15 protein-coding genes are annotated in these 19,033 nt (G+C 41.2%); 10 read left to right on the top strand and 5 right to left on the bottom strand.

Going from position 1 to position 19,033, the window contains the following annotated elements; all coding sequences use genetic code 11:
• From N3A72_05100 to N3A72_05070, 7 genes are all read left to right on the top strand, one after another.
• A partial coding sequence (locus N3A72_05100; GenBank protein MCX7918979.1) for a reverse transcriptase domain-containing protein occupies positions 1 to 1,481 on the top strand: 1,481 nt, incomplete at its 5' end.
• A gap of 159 nt (positions 1,482 to 1,640) precedes the next feature.
• The gene (locus tag N3A72_05095; protein MCX7918978.1) at positions 1,641 to 2,411 is read left to right on the top strand and encodes an LPP20 family lipoprotein; all 771 of its coding nucleotides are present in this window, start codon (positions 1,641 to 1,643) and stop codon (positions 2,409 to 2,411) included.
• A gap of 206 nt (positions 2,412 to 2,617) precedes the next feature.
• The gene (locus N3A72_05090) at positions 2,618 to 3,031 is read left to right on the top strand and encodes an LPP20 family lipoprotein (protein MCX7918977.1); all 414 of its coding nucleotides are present in this window, start codon (positions 2,618 to 2,620) and stop codon (positions 3,029 to 3,031) included.
• Between the two features lie 125 nt (positions 3,032 to 3,156).
• Positions 3,157 to 4,275 carry a hypothetical protein gene (locus N3A72_05085; protein ID MCX7918976.1) on the top strand — a complete coding sequence of 373 codons (1,119 nt, stop codon included), beginning with the start codon at positions 3,157 to 3,159 and terminating at the stop codon, positions 4,273 to 4,275.
• Between the two features lie 72 nt (positions 4,276 to 4,347).
• Entirely contained in the window at positions 4,348 to 4,800 is a 453-nt protein-coding gene (locus N3A72_05080) for a hypothetical protein (GenBank protein ID MCX7918975.1), read from the top strand.
• A 106-nt stretch (positions 4,801 to 4,906) separates the two neighbouring features.
• The gene (locus N3A72_05075) at positions 4,907 to 5,725 is read left to right on the top strand and encodes a histidinol-phosphatase HisJ family protein (GenBank protein MCX7918974.1); all 819 of its coding nucleotides are present in this window, start codon (positions 4,907 to 4,909) and stop codon (positions 5,723 to 5,725) included.
• Positions 5,726 to 5,892: 167 nt separating this feature from the next.
• Positions 5,893 to 6,792, top strand: coding sequence for a DMT family transporter (locus N3A72_05070; protein ID MCX7918973.1), 900 nt, complete (start codon positions 5,893 to 5,895; stop codon positions 6,790 to 6,792).
• A gap of 70 nt (positions 6,793 to 6,862) precedes the next feature.
• Here N3A72_05070 and N3A72_05065 read toward each other — a convergent pair whose 3' ends face one another.
• Both N3A72_05065 and N3A72_05060 read right to left on the bottom strand, forming a co-directional pair.
• A complete protein-coding gene (locus N3A72_05065; GenBank protein ID MCX7918972.1) occupies positions 6,863 to 7,609 on the bottom strand; it encodes a DUF169 domain-containing protein in 747 nt (248 codons plus the stop codon).
• 87 nt (positions 7,610 to 7,696) lie between these two features.
• Positions 7,697 to 8,329 (bottom strand): CPBP family glutamic-type intramembrane protease, encoded by a 633-nt coding sequence (locus N3A72_05060; GenBank protein ID MCX7918971.1) that lies wholly within the window; start codon positions 8,327 to 8,329, stop codon positions 7,697 to 7,699.
• Positions 8,330 to 8,599: 270 nt separating this feature from the next.
• Here N3A72_05060 and N3A72_05055 point away from each other — a divergent pair, with 270 nt between their 5' ends.
• The 3 genes from N3A72_05055 (at position 8,600) to N3A72_05045 (ending at position 15,275) form a co-directional block, all read left to right on the top strand.
• A complete protein-coding gene (locus tag N3A72_05055; protein ID MCX7918970.1) occupies positions 8,600 to 9,751 on the top strand; it encodes a transglutaminase domain-containing protein in 1,152 nt (383 codons plus the stop codon).
• 181 nt (positions 9,752 to 9,932) lie between these two features.
• On the top strand, positions 9,933 to 13,469 hold the full coding sequence (locus tag N3A72_05050; protein MCX7918969.1) for a DUF748 domain-containing protein: 3,537 nt from the start codon (positions 9,933 to 9,935) through the stop codon (positions 13,467 to 13,469).
• Positions 13,470 to 13,724: 255 nt separating this feature from the next.
• Positions 13,725 to 15,275 carry a discoidin domain-containing protein gene (locus N3A72_05045; GenBank protein ID MCX7918968.1) on the top strand — a complete coding sequence of 517 codons (1,551 nt, stop codon included), beginning with the start codon at positions 13,725 to 13,727 and terminating at the stop codon, positions 15,273 to 15,275.
• A 234-nt stretch (positions 15,276 to 15,509) separates the two neighbouring features.
• On the opposite strand, the gene N3A72_05040 is transcribed toward N3A72_05045, so the two are convergent.
• The 3 genes from N3A72_05040 to N3A72_05030 form a co-directional block, all read right to left on the bottom strand.
• Entirely contained in the window at positions 15,510 to 17,417 is a 1,908-nt protein-coding gene (locus tag N3A72_05040) for a DUF4914 family protein (GenBank protein MCX7918967.1), read from the bottom strand.
• Positions 17,418 to 17,518: 101 nt separating this feature from the next.
• A complete protein-coding gene (locus N3A72_05035; GenBank protein ID MCX7918966.1) occupies positions 17,519 to 18,157 on the bottom strand; it encodes an SGNH/GDSL hydrolase family protein in 639 nt (212 codons plus the stop codon).
• 121 nt (positions 18,158 to 18,278) lie between these two features.
• Positions 18,279 to 18,986 carry a class I SAM-dependent methyltransferase gene (locus N3A72_05030; GenBank protein ID MCX7918965.1) on the bottom strand — a complete coding sequence of 236 codons (708 nt, stop codon included), beginning with the start codon at positions 18,984 to 18,986 and terminating at the stop codon, positions 18,279 to 18,281.
• Positions 18,987 to 19,033: the final 47 nt, after the last annotated feature.

The raw sequence follows: 19,033 nt of genomic DNA, 5'->3' as shown, positions 1-19,033 counted from the left end.
ATTCCCTATTTACATATCAGAATGTTTATCGAGCGTATCAGGATTGCCGACGCAAAAAACGTGGAAAACCATCGGCATTAGCGTTTGAACTTAATGCGGAAGAGAATCTGCTTGAATTAACCCACGAATTACAAACGCGAACCTATGCGCCATCCGCATCGTTCTGTTTCATCTCAAAAAATGATAAGTATCGAGAAGTATTCGCCGCGGATTTCCGCGACCGGGTCGTTCATCATTTACTAGTTCGTTATTTAGAGAAAATCTGGGAACCGATTTTTATTTACGATTCCTATGCCTGCCGAAAAGGAAAAGGAACGCACGCAGCGGTATCCCGATTACGCTCGTTTCTTCGGAAAGTTACCGCGAATACTACGCAACGAGCATACTTTGCGCAACTCGATATTCGCGCTTTTTTCCCATCAATCGATAGAAATAAATTACTCGATTTGGTTCTTTCAAAAGTTACTAATGACGAAATACGCTGGTTGACAGAAACGTTAATCTTATATGAACCGACGCACAATCCGACGTTTACTTGTTCTCCGACTAAATGGCGAAATGTGCCACCGCATAAGAGTTTATTTTATGTTCCCGAAGGAAAAGGATTACCAATTGGTAATCTCACCAGCCAGTTTTTTGCGAATATCTATTTAAATCCTTTAGACCAGTTTATTAAACATACGATTAAATGTCCTTACTACCTCCGCTATGTCGATGATTTGGTTCTCCTTCATCAAAATAGAGAACAACTCGAACTATGGATAAAGTCCATTGATTGCTTTTTAAAAGAACATTTAGCGATAGAATTAAATCCCAACCGGAGTTTTATTCGACCGGTATCTAACGGGATAGATTTTTTGGGATATATCGTCAAGCCAACCCATTTATTAGTGCGTCGCAGAATAGTAGATAATTGCCAAAATGCTATTCGAACGTATACTCAATCAATGCTCCATAGAAATAAGGAAGGTATCTTTCTAAGATTACATCAGGCTGATTATTCTAAATTAACTGCTAGTCTTAATTCCTATTTTGGAATTTTTCTGCACGCGTGTTGTTATCGGCTGAAAAAGTCGCTTTTTAATAAGTTCGTGTTATTACCGTTATTATTTCGACAACAGCAGAACCGAGTAATAAAAAAATGGGTGGTACCCTTTCATCCGGTAAATATCTATACCCAATACAATTTTTTCCGGCGGCAGTTCCGCGGTTTAGTCTTACTTCAACGCGGCTGGTTCTACGAAATGTATAATCGGGATGCAATCTGGGCAATGAAACACCTGAACCTAAAACCCCTGAATCCAAAATATAGATTTTATGCCCGGTGCGGGTTTCCCCAGAATCGCATTAATTCATTTGTAAGCAAACTTAACAATATATGTTATCTGATTATTACTCAAACCGGAAAGATTACTAGTCGGTTAGCTGAAAGAATAGTTGGAATTATACATATTCCCGCTAACCGAAAAAATGAAATATAACATTATTTTAGTTCTATAAATGAAAAAGCTTAGCATATAATTTTTGTATATATAATATTTGCTATTTTGAACTCGATAGTAGTATAATTTGATACTATGAAGAATAAAATGGATTAAAATAATAAATAATATTTCCCATAGAAAGGAGGTAGAGAATTTATGAAGAAAAATGTTCTCCTATTAACAACACTTATTCTAGTTCTCGTTTTCGTCCCAGTAGTTATCGGGCAGACGATGTCTGATGCGCAAGCGAAATTAATGGCGAAACGCGCGGCGCAAGCGGATGCGTATCGGAATCTCTCCGAGCAGGTTATGGGATTCCGATTAACATCCGGCACGTTCGTTAAAGATTTCGTTGCTGAGAATGATACGATTCGTACCCGGCTGGATACATTCATTAAAGGCATCGAAGTTACCAACGTTCGGTATGAAGACGATGGTACGTGTGAAGTTACGGTTATGATGAAACAAGCGGAATTAGAGAAAATTCTCGGTCGTCGGCTTGCTCGGCAGTATGGCGATATAATTGCTTACGGTTACGGCGCACCACCGCCACCGGAACCAGTCGCAACGACTCCACCGCCGACTGAAAAAGTCCCACCGACTCCGGAATGGGCAACTCGGGTGATTAAAGTTACTGGAACCGGTGTTGCACCGGAATCAGGGTCAGCCGCACAGAAGAAACTTATGGCGAAACGCGCGGCGCAGGTTGATGCCTACCGGCTGCTTGCGGAACAGGTTAAAGGTGTGCGAATTGATGCGGAAACGACCGTCGAGAATTTTATAACGAAAGACGATACGATTCGAACGAATGTAGATGCGTTCATTCGCGGTGCAAAAGTTATCGGAGTCCGCTATCTCTCCGACGGCACTTGCGAAGTTGATGTAGCGTTATCACTGGACGGATTGGTTCCGATAATATACCGTTGATAAAATCATTCATTGCAAATTTAGCATTTAGCATTTTAAATTTTAATTGGTAATGCTAAATTTGTCTTTGAGATGTGGAGTGCGAAAGCTTGTTTTCGCTTTGGTATTAGCCAGCTTCCTAGTGATAAAACTTATTCCGAAGCAAGCTTCGGAACATCAAAGCGGTAGCAAGCTACCGCAATCCAAAGTTCTGGGAGGTGAACACAATGAAGAAAGTTTTATTTCCATTCGTTCTTATTTGTTTTTTAATGATTTTGGTTAGCTGTGCGACTACGCCATCAGGACCGCCACCGGGACCGCCAGTAATTCGTGCAACCGGCTACGGTGCGCCGCCGCCACCACGACCAGGTGGAACCCCAGCGCAAGCACGGTTACTTGCGCAACGGGCAGCACAAGCGGATGCGTATCGGAATCTTGCGGAACGGATTAAAGGCGTTCGGATAGAAGGCGAAACGACTGTCCAGGATTTCATCACGCGCGATGATAGGATTCGAACTCGTGTTGATGCGGTTATTCGCGGCGCACGGGTTGTTTCCGCTCGCGAGTTGCCCGATAAAACATTCGAAGTTGTGGTTGAGGTGCGGCTAGCGGATATTCGCGCTGCATGTAAAGGATATTAAATCAATGAAAGGAGCAAAGTCCGAACCCCGAATTATCGGGGTAAACTTCGGACTTTGCTCCTTCAAATTCAATATAACTTTAAAAATGAGCAAGTAGTAATGTAAAATTGTTGAAGGGTACCCTTATGAAAACAATTAAACTAGTCTTTATAAGTCTTATTTTTATATCACTGTTTATTACTTTTTCATTTGCGCAGGAAACGAAAATCGTAATTGCTGAAGGTCGCGCGGCAGGAACAGATTTAAAAGCGAAAGATAAAGCGGTTCACGATGCGCTACGGAACGCAGTTGAACAAGGGGTCGGGGTCGTACTCGCGTCAACCAGTGCGGTGAAAGATTTTAAATTATTAAACGACCTGATTATCACGCAAACTGCCGGTTATGTTCAATCATATGAACTGCTTGAAGAGGGGAAAGAAGCTGGAGAATATTGGGTTAAAGTCAAAGCGGTGGTTTCAATCGGTAAACTGAACAACGATTTATTAGCGAAAGGGTTGATTTATGCACTGAAAGAGAAACCGCTGGTCATGGTGCTGGTTGCTGAAAAGATTGATGATGAAGAGCAGACCAGCAGTAATGTCGGAACGAAAATCGAGTCGGCTCTGCTCGAATCCGGTTTGGAGTTGGTTGATAAATCACAACTTGAACAGATTAAAGCGCGGGATATTGCGCTGAATTATAAGAATCCGGAGAAAGCGGCGGCGCTCGGAAAACGGTTCGGTGCGGATATTGTTATCGTTGGTGAAGCGAATGCGGAATCGGCAGGAACAGATGTTGTTTATGGTGAAACGCTTTATTTCTATACTGCGAATATTGATGTTAAAGCGGTTAGAGCTGATACCGGTACTATTCTTGCAGTAGATAGCTATACTGCAAAAAAAGGCGCTAGCGGACCGAAACCTGCAGCTCGTGCTGCGTTTAATATGGCGGGATCGAAACTCGCGCCGCAGATTGTTAATAAACTATTCGACCGATGGCGGAAAGAAGTATATAACCAGACGGATTATCAATTAGTCGTAAGTTCGCCGAGTTTGCAGAAATTAACCGCATTTGAAACGGCATTGAAGAAAATATCGAATATCCAGAATGTATACCGCCGATTGTTCTTTAACAATATCGGGATATTAAATGTCGATTATTCAGGAACGGTAAGCCAGCTCGAATCGGACTTAACCACCATGCAGAACCCGAAAGTCGAGATAACCAGTACCACGCAAAATAGACTAGATATAAAAATCAAATAAACCACCAAGGCACCAAGAAATAATATCATTATATATCCACCCTTTGTGACTTGGTGTCTTGGTGGTAATAATATGAAGATTACTTTTTCAGCATTTATCACGATTCTTCTATTAGGGTTCATTATTGAATTTGGTTTTGCAATAGCGCAACCGATATCGAAAGTTGAAAAAGTACTTACTATTCGTTCTTGCGATGAAATCAGGGTTGACCAGAACGTTATCGTCGCTAAAGGAATCGGAAAACCGCCGACATTTTCCGTTAGTTCAGCGCAAGCGAAATTAATGGCACGGCGGGCTGCAATTGTAGTTGCGCAACGGAATTTAGCAAAGGTAGTCGGAAAAGTAATTAAGGAAAGCAAAGGGCAGGTTAGCCGAACGAAAGTTAAAGCGTTTCTTCGCGGTTTTCGAATTCGTGAAATTCGCGAATTACCAAACGGTTGTATCGAAGCGACACTCGAACTTCCACTGAATGGCAAATCTAGTTTAGCTACTACCCTTGGATATGATAAAATCGTAGTACATTAAACGAGAAACAATACTTTTACCGCAGAGAACGCAGAACCCGCAGAGATTTGGAAGCAATATAATAATCCTCTGCGATCTCAGTGCGCTCGGCGGTTATTTTTTTATTATGCTACTTGACTACCATAGTCATACCAACCTAACTCGGACTAACCATGCGGTCGGTTCGATGGAAGAGTATGTCGAACAGGCAGTAGCGCGCGGATTAACGGAATTCGGATTCTCAGAACATCTATTTATTTCCCAGATGAACGATATAGCTGCGGATGATAAGAAATTTGAACCGTTAATCCAACTATTTAATACTTACACGGCTAAGATTGAAGAGTTGCGGGAACGATATTATCCTCGGATTATCCTGAAAAGCGGGATTGAAATAGACTATGCCCCTGACCATACTCCATTACTTCAAAAAATACTCGCTGGATATTCTTTTGACTATATTATCGGGTCAATCCACTATTTAGAGGGCTGGGGATTTGATAATCCGAATGAAATAGCCGGATATACTACTCGCGATATCAATCAGATTTATCTGCAATATTTAGCAGAACTTGAACGCTGCGCACAGTCCGGTCTGGTTGATATCATTGGACATCTGGATTTAGTGAAAATATTCGGATATCGTCCGACCAAGGATGTTATGAGCGCAGTTGAACAAACGGTTAAAACGATTGCAAGAATGAATCTGACGGTTGAAATTAATACTGCCGGATTACGGAAACCAGTTCGCGAAATTTATCCGCACGCTGATTGGCTTCAACTCTGTTATCATTATAGGATTCCAATAACACTTGGTTCAGATGCACATCAACCGAAAGATGTCGGCGCAGATTTAGAGCAAGCAGTAGCGTTAGCGAAATCCGTTGGATATACCCAACTCGCTACGTATACCCAGCGGAATAGAACACTGGTTCCTTTAGAATAACAGGTAAGTTATTAAATAAGTTATATGTGGTTTATAAAATGCCAAATGTCAAGCCTCACTTAGATAAAGGTTTGATTGTCGGATTTAACCATTTAACTTTTGGATTGTGACATTTGGATGTAAATAGTCCCATATTATTATTGCGCTTAATCTAATTCATCTAACGCATGACTTTCAAACCACCGAAATCGCTTACCGCGGATATCATCCTATTAATCGCTACCCTATTCTGGGGGTCAAGTTTCGTTGCGGTTAAAATGCTGGTATCCACTATGCCGATATATCAACTTATCATCCTGCGATTTGGGATTGCTACACTACTTTTACTCCCATTCGTTTACCCACAGTTGCGGAAGTTAAATCGAACATCGTTGTTACCAGGTATATGGGTTGGGTTCACGTTATTCGCTGGATTTAGTCTCCAGACCGCAGCAATGAAATATACTACCGCGACGCAAGCGGCGTTTTTAACTGCGTTAAGTGTTCTCATGGTTCCAATATTTCTTATTTTTATCCAAAAAACTGTTGTTTCTCCTCGACTTTGGTTATGTGTACTCCTTGCGCTAGTCGGACTTAGTCTGTTAAGTTTAAACGCTCAATGGCAACTCAATTTCGGGGATATCCTTGCTATACTCTGTGCGATATCATTCGCGCTCCATATCATTTATACAACAATTTATACTCTCAAATATCACCCGTTGTTTATCCTCTGGATTCAATTTGTTACGGTTACGATATTCAGTGGTATCATCTCGCTTGTGTTAATTCGAGAACCTTGGGTGGTAATGTCTATCAATCAATGGTTCGGGGTAGGATATTTAATGTTATTTGTGACTATCGGCTGTTATCTTGTCCAAGTATATTTTCAAAAAATGACAGATACGACGCGGGCGGGGTTGATTTATGCGCTTGAACCGGTATTCGCTGCAATTTTCGCGTATCTGTTACTGCGAGAAACATTACCATTACGCGGCTGGATTGGTGCTGGGCTGATATTCGCAGCATTGATTATTTCTGAAATGAAAAGAAAACCAACTGAAGAACCGAAAAACGAAAGAACTATATAACCGATAGACAACGTTACGTATTGCATTATGTTTCTCCGTTTATCCGTTCTTAAGTTTTTCGGTGTTAACGTTATAGTCTCTCCTTAACTTTCTTCCACGAGTCGGTTATCAAGAAACTTTCATCCATATTATGAACCATACGAATGAACTTCTCAAACGGCACCGAAAAACTTAACTGATTCGCACCTACACACGGCCGCGCAGAAACGTCGAATAGACCGAGAATAGCTTTAGGCTTATCCGAGATACTCTCTTTATATGGATAATAAACTACCGCAGAACAACCGGAACAGAACGGCGCAATAACCCCATACGGGTTCGGTTCATCGAAATTAGCTAACGTGAACAATCCGGCAAGTATATCTGGTGTCGCAAAAAATATCACCGCTATCGGTTCATCATTAACTTCTAGATTATCCCAGCGTTTGAATACGATATATTTCGCTGGCGCCTCAAAAGCCGGCTGATAAACCAATAATTCTTTAACCAATTCCGGCGTTTTTTTATATCGTTCTCCGTCCATTTGTCCAGGGATACCGTAGGATAAAAAATATTCGAAATTCGGCCGAAGTTGTGGCATGAACCCGAAATAGCGTTTTCCGCCAGCACACGCTATATTCTTCTCCTCAAAATAAATTGTTCTACCGGTATGCTGGACATTAACTAAATCAGTGATAACACAGCTCCATCCCGTTGGAGTAGGTGCGAGTTCTCCTATCCCGGCTTCGTTAGTATAATAAAACACGATGGGAAATTCAATCGCTGGAAAATATTTATTCCATCGATCGATAAATTGTCGCTTTAACGTTATCTCCATCGATTCTCCTCCAATCTTAATACATAGTCTAACTAATAATTTGGGATTAATAAGTTTTAACCAGTGCAATTATATCATAGCGTAAATTTATCGAAACTGCAGTATGAAACCGATTATTTCCTTTCCCGGGTCGAGTCCGAGAACGAAATAATATACTATTGCACCGAGGATACCGTGGCAGACTCCGAGCGCCCAGAGATTTGGATACCGACTATATATCCAAGAGAATGCGAATCCGATTGGGAACGCAAGTAGGACCAACCGTAAATCGTATATATGCGCTGAACAGAAGAGCAACCCTAATAGCAGACAGCGATAAAAAACCGGTTTTATCAATTCTTGTAGATTTCTATGAACTAATACTTGTAACGCAAACTGCTGGATTATACCCCAAATCGGATATAATAAACATATCATCCAGAACGTCTGCGGTAACAGATAGTGGCCAGTTAATATACCGTATCCAACCAACAATGCGATAGCTGGAATGGTGAAATATAAACAGGACCGGATCGAAGGCAGAAAATTATCACCGCGGAATCCCCAATAGGTAAGAATCCCTTTATTTTTAACTGCTTTCCAGACCACATACCCTACCCAGGCAATGATGATACTAATAGAAACTATTTTTATATCCGGAATAATTCGGATAAATTCTAATAGAACATAAACGATACTGCTAAGAATTAAAAAACTTAATTCGAAATAATTCGGTTTCATTAGTTTAAAAAGAACAGAAAAAACAGATTAAACGGTCACACCGGTTCTACCTATTTTTAACCACGGCGGTCTAACAGAGGGTTTAACGCCTTTGACGGAAAACCTCGATAACCCACAGCTACCCCCCGGGTAGAAGTTTTATACGGCGATTCAGCGCATTGGGAATATTAGATACCTTAAGGTTTCTACAAAAAGCAGTCGAAACTGCTGGTTTAATCAGAATAAGATATGATATTATTATGTAAAACTCGCTGGTTAGGATAGTGAAAAATGCAAAAAAAATATCAATGTATTATTTTATTAATATGCGGTTTAAGCATATCCGGTTGCGCAGGATTGCATACTTCAATCACGCAAAAATCTAATCAACCGAGTTCGATTATGAAATCCTATTATATAAATCCGCGAGAAGTAGAACTGAAGATAACCTATGAATTGAAAGGAATCAAGCTAGTTAATTCGGATACAGTCACGCTGTATGAATTCTCTGAAGAACCGGTCTTCTGGAAGATGGAAAAAAATCCAGGCAGACCGATTTTATTGCTCTATATTGCCCGGCAATCAGAACAACCGAACCAGCGGAATGTAGAATATCTTTCTATTTCGCCGCAACCCGACCGGATCACTGCTAAAGATATTGACGGGAACATTATTGAGTTCTGGGATTTATCGAACCAAGTCGAAGAAGGAAAAGATATAACTATCACCCGACATTTTAAGTTCATCGCATATGAAACCGCATTTAAAATCAACCCTGCGCGAGTCGGTTCCTACGATATGAACGACCCGATGTATAAATATTATACCCGAACGCAAGAGTTTATCGAGCTGACTCCGGAAGTAGTCCAATTAGCGAAGGAGATTATCGGGTCGGAAACCAATCCTTACTATCAGGCGAAAGCAATTTATACCTGGTGTATCAATAATATCGCGTATGTGTATCCGCCGAATCGCGGGATTCGGTTTTCACTCCCTCGGAAAACCGGGGATTGTGGCGAGTATAGTTTGATATTCACTGCGTTATGTCGTGCGGTCGGCATCCCGGCGAGAGTCGTTAATGGGCATTGGTGTTGTGCCGCAAAAAAGAACTATCATGTCTGGAATGAATTTTATCTTCCGAATTACGGTTGGATACCTGCGGATGCTACTGACGGTAGAACGAATATCGATGCACCTGGAAAACTCGCCGGAAATGGTGACCCGTATTATTTTTTCGGCAACCTTGATTCCGGCCGGTTCATCTCCAGCAAAGGGACATCAATCCAGCTTGAGCCATCACCGCCATGGCATGATTGGGGGTTTGCGGATACCAACCGGAACCCGATTTTCTTCCAGACCGCAGCAACGGTTTATTCCGGACTGACGATTGAAAAACAGGGAATAACTATGGAAATAATTAAAGGAAATGATATTCTCTGGTAACACCTCTTAAAAGTAATGGTTTTAGTTCCCTCATAATTCATAATTGCTTTCAAAACAAGTAATTTAAGGTTATTATTTATCCTAAGTGCTATACTATATCTACCAGATTTAACGGTAAATTGTAATGTTATAATTTTGATTTATAATCAAAATACCCCACACCCGCTGGGGAGATACAACCATGAAACCGCTATCGTCGAAACATAAAAAAATCGGAATATGGTTCCTCGCCATTCTAGTAATATATACCATTCTCGGATTTGGTATCTTACCGCCACTGGTCAAACATTATGCGCTTAAAAAATTATCGCAGGTTCTGCATCGGGAAGTGAGTATCGGAAAAATCAAACTGAATCCATATACCTATGCAATAACCATTAACAATTTCCAAATTCAAGAACTGAAAAGCCAGCGGAAATTTATTGCTTTTGACGAACTCTATCTGAATTTCCAGTTAAGTTCGCTATTCCGTGGCGGGTATGTATTTCATGAAATCAGACTCAAAAAACCATATATTAATATCGTTCGGAATCAGGATTTAACCTATAACTTTTCGGATCTACTCCCCGCCAAATCTACCCCACCGCTAAATGAGAAACCGAAAAAAATCCGATTCTCGTTGAATAATATCCAGATTAGCGATGGTATCATTGATTTTGCTGACACTCCGAAAAAGACTAACCATCGTATCGAACAGCTGAATTTAAACGTTCCGTTTATTTCTAATTTACCGGCGAAAGAAACGATTTTCGTCCAACCGTCATTTTCCGCAATCATTAACAATGCGCTGGTTACATCAGCTGGGAAAACCAAACCATTTTCGAGTTCGCGAGAAACCGAGTTTACGTTTAATTTCAAGAATATCGATATTCCGTATTATCTCGCGTATATCCCGATAAAAATGGAGTATAAACTCGCTTCCGGCTATGCGAATTTCAGCACCAGTTTTTCGTTTATCAATACCACCAAGGATTCACCCTCATTAATTGTCCGCGGGTTGATTACCCTGCAAAACCTAGAAATCCAGGATTTGAAAAGCAATCCAATGCTGATTTTCCCATTAATTCGAGTTGATATTAACACCGGCGATGTGTTCCGGAATCAATGGCATCTGAATGAATTCACGGTTTCCTTAGCGACAGTTAATGTTATCCGAAATAGAAATGGGAATTATAATTTGGAAGTATTAAAACCGAAATCTGAAAAGAAGAGCGAATCGGGCTCGGCTCAGATTAATATCGACTCGTTTCGAATAGAGCAAGCCAGAATTGCGTTTCAAGATTTTAAACCAGCAAATCCGTTCCAGACCGTTATTGAATCGTTCGACTTAACTGCAGAAAATATTAGTACTGCCTCGTCAAGTTCAGCTAGATATCTATGTTCTCTAACTACGAAAGAAAAAGAAGAAGTTACGGCTGCTGGCACCCTCATCATTGAACCGTTCGCATCACAGGGAACGTTTGCGTTCAATAGAATTCCGGTAAAAAAATATACCCCGTATTATCAAACCGAAATTTTGTTTCAAGTAAAAGATGGAACATGTCAAGTCGCTGGAAACTATAATGTTACGCAGGAGCCGACGAAACCAATACAACAATTTTCTGCGGTCACGATTACCATCAGCAATTTGAAACTAACAAAAGATATCGGACAACCAGATTTCGTCATTATCCCAAATTTCACTGCAAAAGATATTGCGGTCGATGTGCTGAATAAAACTATACTCGCTAAAGAAATAGCGAGTTCTAAAGGGAAATTAGTGGTTGAGCGATATCCCTCCGGTCGATTTTCTTTCGATTCACTATTTCAAACCACGAATCCTGAACCTACGATACCGGTTCCATCGCAACCCACCAACCTTGAACGGCAATGGAGAGCGAAAATCGAACGAATCAATCTTGATAAATATACTATCAACTGGATTGACCAAACGCTCGCACGAGCGGCAGAAATTAATTTAACTGACCTGAAACTTAATATCGCCAATCTCTCAAATGTAAGTAGTGATGGAAGAGCGCGGTTAAATTTATCGTGCCAATTCGATAAAAAAGGGAGTTTTAATACTTCCGGATGGTTAACCTTAACTCCGGTCATGCTGCAATCGGATTTAGCGTTGCAGAAACTCGAGGTGTTTTTATTGCAGCCCTATATTGAAGATAGAATAAAAATCCTAATCACTAGCGGATATGCATCTATCACAGGCGCAATAACGTATCGCACTAATCAGAACGGAACGCCGGTGATAACCTATACCGGTCAAGCACAACTTGCTGAATTCGTTTCTAAAGAAAAGTTAACAGGAGAAGATTTTTTAAAATGGAATTCTTTTGAAGTTAATGGAATCGAGTTCGCTTCTGACCCGTTTACCGTTCACATTCGCGACATCGGATTAACTGATGTTTATACGAATGTGGTGATTAATGCGGATAGTACTATTAATTTATCGGATATTTTCGTTTCGAACGACACGACACAAATTGTTACGGTTAGCACTACTAAACCGGCAGAACCACCGACTAGCAAACTGATTAAAATCGACCGGATTACTTTAAATCAGGGAAAAATAAATTTCGTTGATAAATCTATCTCTCCCGCATACACAACGCAATTTAGTGATATAACCTGCCAAATTATCGGATTGACTTCTGAATCCACCACAGCCGGAGATATCATGTTAACCGGCAGAATTGATAATACCGCACCCATTCAAATCATCGGTAAAATCAATCCGTTACGCGAGGAACTCTATATCGATTTAAAACTGGCGATGAAAAATTTCGATATGAATGCATTAACTCCATTTTCCAGTAAGTATGTTGGATATACAATTGAAAAAGGGAAATTATTTCTCGATATATCCTGTTTAATTGACAAACGGAAACTCGATTCGAAAAATACGGTTTTTCTCGACCAATTCGATTTCGGGAATAAAGTAGATAGTCCGGACGCGCTGAAGTTACCGGTTAAACTAGGGGTAGCGCTGCTGAAAGATTTAAATGGTGAAATCCATCTTGATATTCCGGTGTCCGGCAATCTTGATGATCCGAAGTTTCGTATAGGAACGATTATTCTAAAAATTATTATAAATATTTTTACGAAAGCGCTCACTTCGCCATTCAGTTTACTCGGAGCGATTCTGGGGGGAAATGCGGAAGAATTTTCGTATCTAGAGTTTGCGCCAGCTCATTATCAGATTACCGAAGCGAATATTCAAAAGCTAGATAAATTGGTTGATGCACTGGTTAAACGGCCAGCATTACAGCTTGAGATTACCGGATATGTTGATGTTAATCAAGACCGGGAAGCGTTGCGGGAATTAATGTTCTCCCGAAAATTGAAATCGCTAAAGTTGCAGGAGTTGATTAAAAAAGGCGAACCTGACCGACCGGTTGACGAGGTGGTTATTGACCCTAAAGAATACGAACGATATCTCACTATCGTGTATAAAAAAGAAAAGTTTCCGAAAGAAAAAAATATTATCGGATTAACCAAAACTTTGCCGGTACCGGAAATGGAACAACTTATCCGGCAGAATATTATTATTACCGATGATGATTTGAAACTACTTGCGGCTAACCGAGCAAAATCAGTCCAACAATATATTATTGCAACGAATAAAGTTAAACCCGAACGGATATTTTTAACCGAACCGAAACAGTTGGAACCGGAGAAAAAAGAGAAATTAAGTAATTCTCGAGTAGAATTTAAATTGCAGTAAACTTTGGAATGCGGTAGCTTGCTACCGTTTTGATGTTCCGAAGCTTGCTTCGGAAAATGTTATTATGGTTGAAGCAAGCTTCAACCATTGAAAGCGCAAGTAAGCTTGCGCAATCCAGAGTAAACAATCAAATTGCAAATTTTGTCATTTGGTTCATGCAAACGAATTGAACGGATTACCGCCTTGAGTTTTATTTCTATGCACCGCTTTTTCTTTCGAATCATTTCCATTCTATGCTACAGTATAATCTCAATTATGCGAAACTATAAATTGAATATCCTAAACATCCTTTTTCTACTTACTATTTTTTCTCAAATGTATGCGGTGCCACGCGAGATAATCAAACCGTATGGTTCAGAATTTTATCTGAATGGAACCACATTTCGGTTCGTTGGGGTTAATATTCGCGGGTTAGTTCATTATGGTTATGGTTATCCATTATACTGGCCTACTTCCGGGCATATTGACGAAAATCTCGATGGGGTTAAATCGTTCGGTGGAAAGGTTATCCGGATTTTTGCGCCTGCAGCGAATACAACACATCAGGAAAATGTCAACCGGTTGAAAACCGTTCTCGATAAAATGGATGCTCGTGGATTGAAAGCGATTATCTGTTTAACTGATGGATATAATACTGGATATTGCCCAGCAGGAGATTATAGCTATTATTCAACGCAACCCGGCGGATGGACGCTGCTCGATGATGTCTGGTTCGCTGGCGGGTTCCGAGTTAATTATCTGCCATTTGTTAAACTTGCGGTATCCCAATTGAAAGACCATAACGCTATTTTCGCCTGGGAACTCGGCAATGAACTGACTGATATCAAGAATCCGAATAATATTATCAATTTCGCGCTTGAAGTATCGTCAACTATCAAATCGATTGATACGAGCCATATGGTTACTACCGGATTCATCGGAATTGACCATACGCAAATCGGCGAAACTGCAGGGTATAACCTTTATGCAAGTCCATATCTCGATTTTATGACCCAGCATTGCTATAACGGGGAAGACCAAACCCAAAATTGGACGATCCATAGCCGGCTCCAGAAACCGCTGATTATCGAAGAATTCGGCTGGGAAACAACCTACGGTAATCGAACAGTGAACACCGTAGCGCAGATGACTAAATGGCTGGATACTCGCGGTGCGCGCGGGTTTATGCATTGGGGGTATCAAGCACAAAGTTATGATATCGGCGACGGTGATAATCGGTTTGGCATTGACCGATATCATTTCACCGACTACTCGCAAATGGTTTCGATTTATAGCTCTCGAGCAGCGCAGTTTGCAGCGATAACCACCACGCAACCAAAACGATTAACCCCGATTGGAACTAACATTGCGTTATCGTGCGCGAGTTCTCAAACAGATAGTATCTATGGTTCCGGTTGGGAAGGGTATAAAGCGTATGATGGGGTCATTAGCGGCAGTAGTAAATGGTGTTCGAACGGAACTCCGCCACCGCATTGGTTGGCGCTTGACCTCGGCCAACCGCGGTGGGTTAGCGGATTCACTGTTCAAATGCCGGGAGCAGCAGGTGAATGGATTATATACAATTTCAAAAATTTCCAAATTCAATCCGGAACATCTTTGAACGGACCGTGGACAACCGAGTTTACGGTGGATAATTCACCGCAGTTCAGTTCGGTTAACTGCCTCTACAATACCCCGAAGCAACTTCGATTCATTCGGATATATATCACCAACTGCGGAATTGATAACTACGCGCGACTCCCTGAATTTGAAGTCTATGAAACGCTCCCCACGGAAATAAAATCGTTCTGGCAACTCTTCGAATAACAAAATTGTTACCGAATTATGCTGGGATTACAAGCGGAGTGTCTACGAACGAGATGATATCTCGTTCGTAGACACTTCGGTATCGAACTGAAGTCAAATCTATACAGAAAGATGAACAACTTGAATTATCGTCCCGATACGAATTTTTACAAAATGAACTTCATCATTGGATAGCTACTGCCATAGATGTGACGATGTAAAGGTTAGAGAGTTGCAAGAGTAAAAATTTTTTTATTATTCGTGCTGAATAAACTGAACATAATCGCTAATTTTGCCACCGTCTAAACAGCAATAAATAATGTTTTGTCCTAAAACATCAAGGTCAGGTTCAAGATATTTTACTAATTCCTGCCGGAAGAAATCATAGAGGATTTGCGCGCCTGCATCATATCCTTCCAGCCCAACCTCCGGTTGGGTTTCTACCTGGAGAAACCAATGGGGAATTGTGGTTCCTTCGACATGCATCGAATAAATCGCATAGCCTAATAAGGGACATCGGGCAGGTTGAATTTGGTCAGATTTGAATTTTGCACTGCCACGCCGAGCGAGATATTCTCGCATAATCCATTGCGGCATAAACCCAACTCGCCATGCGCCAATATATTGGTTAGGACAAAGAACATAGCGCACCCGCGGAGTTTCGATAATCTGGCGTAATAATAAGTTCGCTTGGTCAACTCGCCGCCCAGTGGTAAATGGCCAATATGATCCTACTCCTTCACTACTCAATCCTTCGGTTTTGATGATACTCGGATTCGCATGACCACGTGGTGCAACCAACCGCCATAACCATGCTAATGCTGGCGGTAAAATATGAAACAATCCAATAATTCCATAACTTGGATTCTCTTTAGTACAAGGCGGCGTGCGAACTCCGAAACTTCGAATATCAACCGCGACTGCGCGATTAACTATCTCTGGAACGATTTTCCGCGGAATAATTACTCGCGGATTCGGACATCGTTTTCCCGGTTCATCTTCGATATGCTCCCAGATAAGCGCCCGACTTTTCGGTACCGCATCAATATTGAGAAATAATAACGGGGTATCCGGTTGCGCTGTAAGTTTTTCAAGAAACGGGTCGGTTCCATATTCGGTGATATGATCAACTCGGACAAACCATGCATCTTCTGCATCCGTCAGATACAGTTTCCCATCATCTTTCTGTAACGATGGATGACATAATGCTATATCATCATTAACTGGCGCAAGGTCGCAGGCGCGCGGTAACGATAAAAACCGTTGTTCTCCCGTAACGATATTCTGCCCGATTAATAACCGTCCGTCCGGTTGCCGATGCACATGTTCGAGCATCTCACTTTTCCCGCCGCCACTCGCTCCTTCATGCATTATGGTGATAGAATTATCATACGGCGTTATCACCTGTACCGTAGAACAATGCGCCGCAACCCAACCTTCTCGCGCACCAAGTTCGATTAATACACCATAAATTCCTTTTTTCGCACTCGGTCCCGGGTAAAGATTGTATGCAAATATCTCATGGAGTTCTTCATGGCGATTATGCACGACTATCTGTTTTCCATGAAAATGTGAATGCCGAAACGGCGGTGCAATATAAACTATCGCTCTCGGCTTAAATCGAGGCGATAATTGATTCGGTGCGATTATTCCTTGTAATAATGCTAACCCGAGCGCAAAAAACCCAGCATTATCTGGCGCGATTGCTACCGCATCAACGCCCATTTCTTTCTGTCCAGCAATAAACGCAAACACCAATAATTTCTGTTGTTTCAACCAAGCGAATGTTTCCTGCCGTAATACTTCAAAATTGTTGCCAAACAATTCGTCGAACCGTTTTTTATCTGTTGGTTTATCATCCGCAACGATTAGACTATCCGGATCACGACGGCGCATATATGGGTCAGTATAATTTGCAACGATGCCATTTCGTACTCGGTTCACAACCGCTTCAACCACCACACCTTTTCCGGGAACATCATAGGCGACTGTAAATGTATCACTGTTTGGTCCGCCGCAAGCAACATCAACTAACTGCTCGATATTCTCTCCAAGAGTCACCTGCGGACTCGCTGATAATATCGCATCAACTTCGGGTGGTAAATGTAATATCGCCCACGGCGGAGTTGCGTTAAACGATTGTAGTTTATTCGACAATTGCATAATACATCGGTTCGAGTAGATACGTTATATATTATTATATTATATCCTATAATAAACTAATTTTCCTAGGGTTACGTTCGTTGACGAACAGGTTCGCTCCACTAACTGACGGAATTAAATAGTAATAAAGGTTCAACTTTTTGTAACCAATATTGTGCCATTAACGCATGACCTACGGGAGTCGGATGGACGCCGTCAACGGCCCAGAATGATGGTGGACGGACACTTGATACCTGTTGAAATATTTTATCGAAGGGAACCAGAATCGCATTAAATTCTTCTGCTAATTTATGTACCACTGCTATTTTCGGATTTAAATCTTCTCGATATCGAATCCGGTCTTCTGAGATATGGAGAATAAACGGTTCGCAGAGCACTATTTTTGCGCCGCACTGGCTGGTTTGATTCAAAATATCCCGATATTTTACTTCAAACTGTTCAGCGGTAGTCGGGTCGTTCTGGTCGTACCGACGCCAGGTATCATTGATGCCGATAAGAATCGATACAATATCCGGGGTTAAGTCCAAGCAATCTTGCTTCCAACGCGCTTGTAAATCTTTTATTCGATTTCCACTAATCCCACGGTTTAAAAATCGAACTGGTTTTTCCGGATGCGACGCATGAAACCAACTCGCAGCAAATAATACATAGCCAAACCCTAACGAATCCGATTCATTTCGATTTCGTCCGGCATCGGTGATACTGTCACCTTGAAATAAAACCGTTATATCTTTTACCATAATGTAAAGCTAACCGCAAAGCACGCAAAGGTTAAACAAAATAAATACACACCGTATTCTCGTTACGAGCCCATGTGTGATGAATCTTTGCATCTTAGCGATTAAATATTTTTTATTTTATTTAATATTTTATTTTTCTTGCTACAACAGAAATCCTACTGGCAATCAGTGGGTGGTCAGTATGTTTCGGTGGGGACCGTTTCAATTCAAGAATTTCAAATGCTGCTGTGTTAAGTTCAGTGAAGAACTCCTTCTCCCGCGAGAGATAATAATATGGGAGCCCGTGCTGAGTCAAACATTGGGTTTGCGGGTCGAAAATATTATCCGGATTAATATAATATCGGTCCTGTAAGGATTCATTCAGCAGGAGCGCAGCTGCGACGAATAATCCTGCTGGTTTTAGAACACGACAGATATTCGATAGACATTGTTTACGGTCGGAACCGATAACCATCTGCAAACATTCGCCGTCAATAATGCAATCGAAATAATCGGTACTATAATCAGCTAACTCGATTATATTACCCAGGGAAAAGGTAGCAGATAGGCCAAGGAGTGTTTTTTTCTCTTCCGCCCAAGCGATGGCTTCGGGACTTAAGTCGATACCAAACGCTTCATAACCGCGTTCCGCAAGATACAAAACAATATTCCCAGCACCACACCCTAATTCGAGTATTCGACAATGTTGCGGTATTGAATATCTGGCAAGAAATTCGTTGATTTGAACGAACCGCATCTGATAACAATCATTCCAGCCAGCTCTCCCATCAGCTTTCTGTTTCCGATATCTGACATCAATATTGGTTCTTTGCGAATAATCAATAATCATTGGTCTATCTATAAATCACACAAACACAAATAGTATATACTAAAAGA

It is taken from the genome of bacterium (genome assembly GCA_026416715.1).
Lineage (GTDB): Bacteria > UBP4 > UBA4092 > JAOAEQ01 > JAOAEQ01 > JAOAEQ01.
The sequence above is the reverse complement of the archived record's forward strand: the minus strand, read 5'-3'. Positions and strand labels throughout refer to the sequence as shown.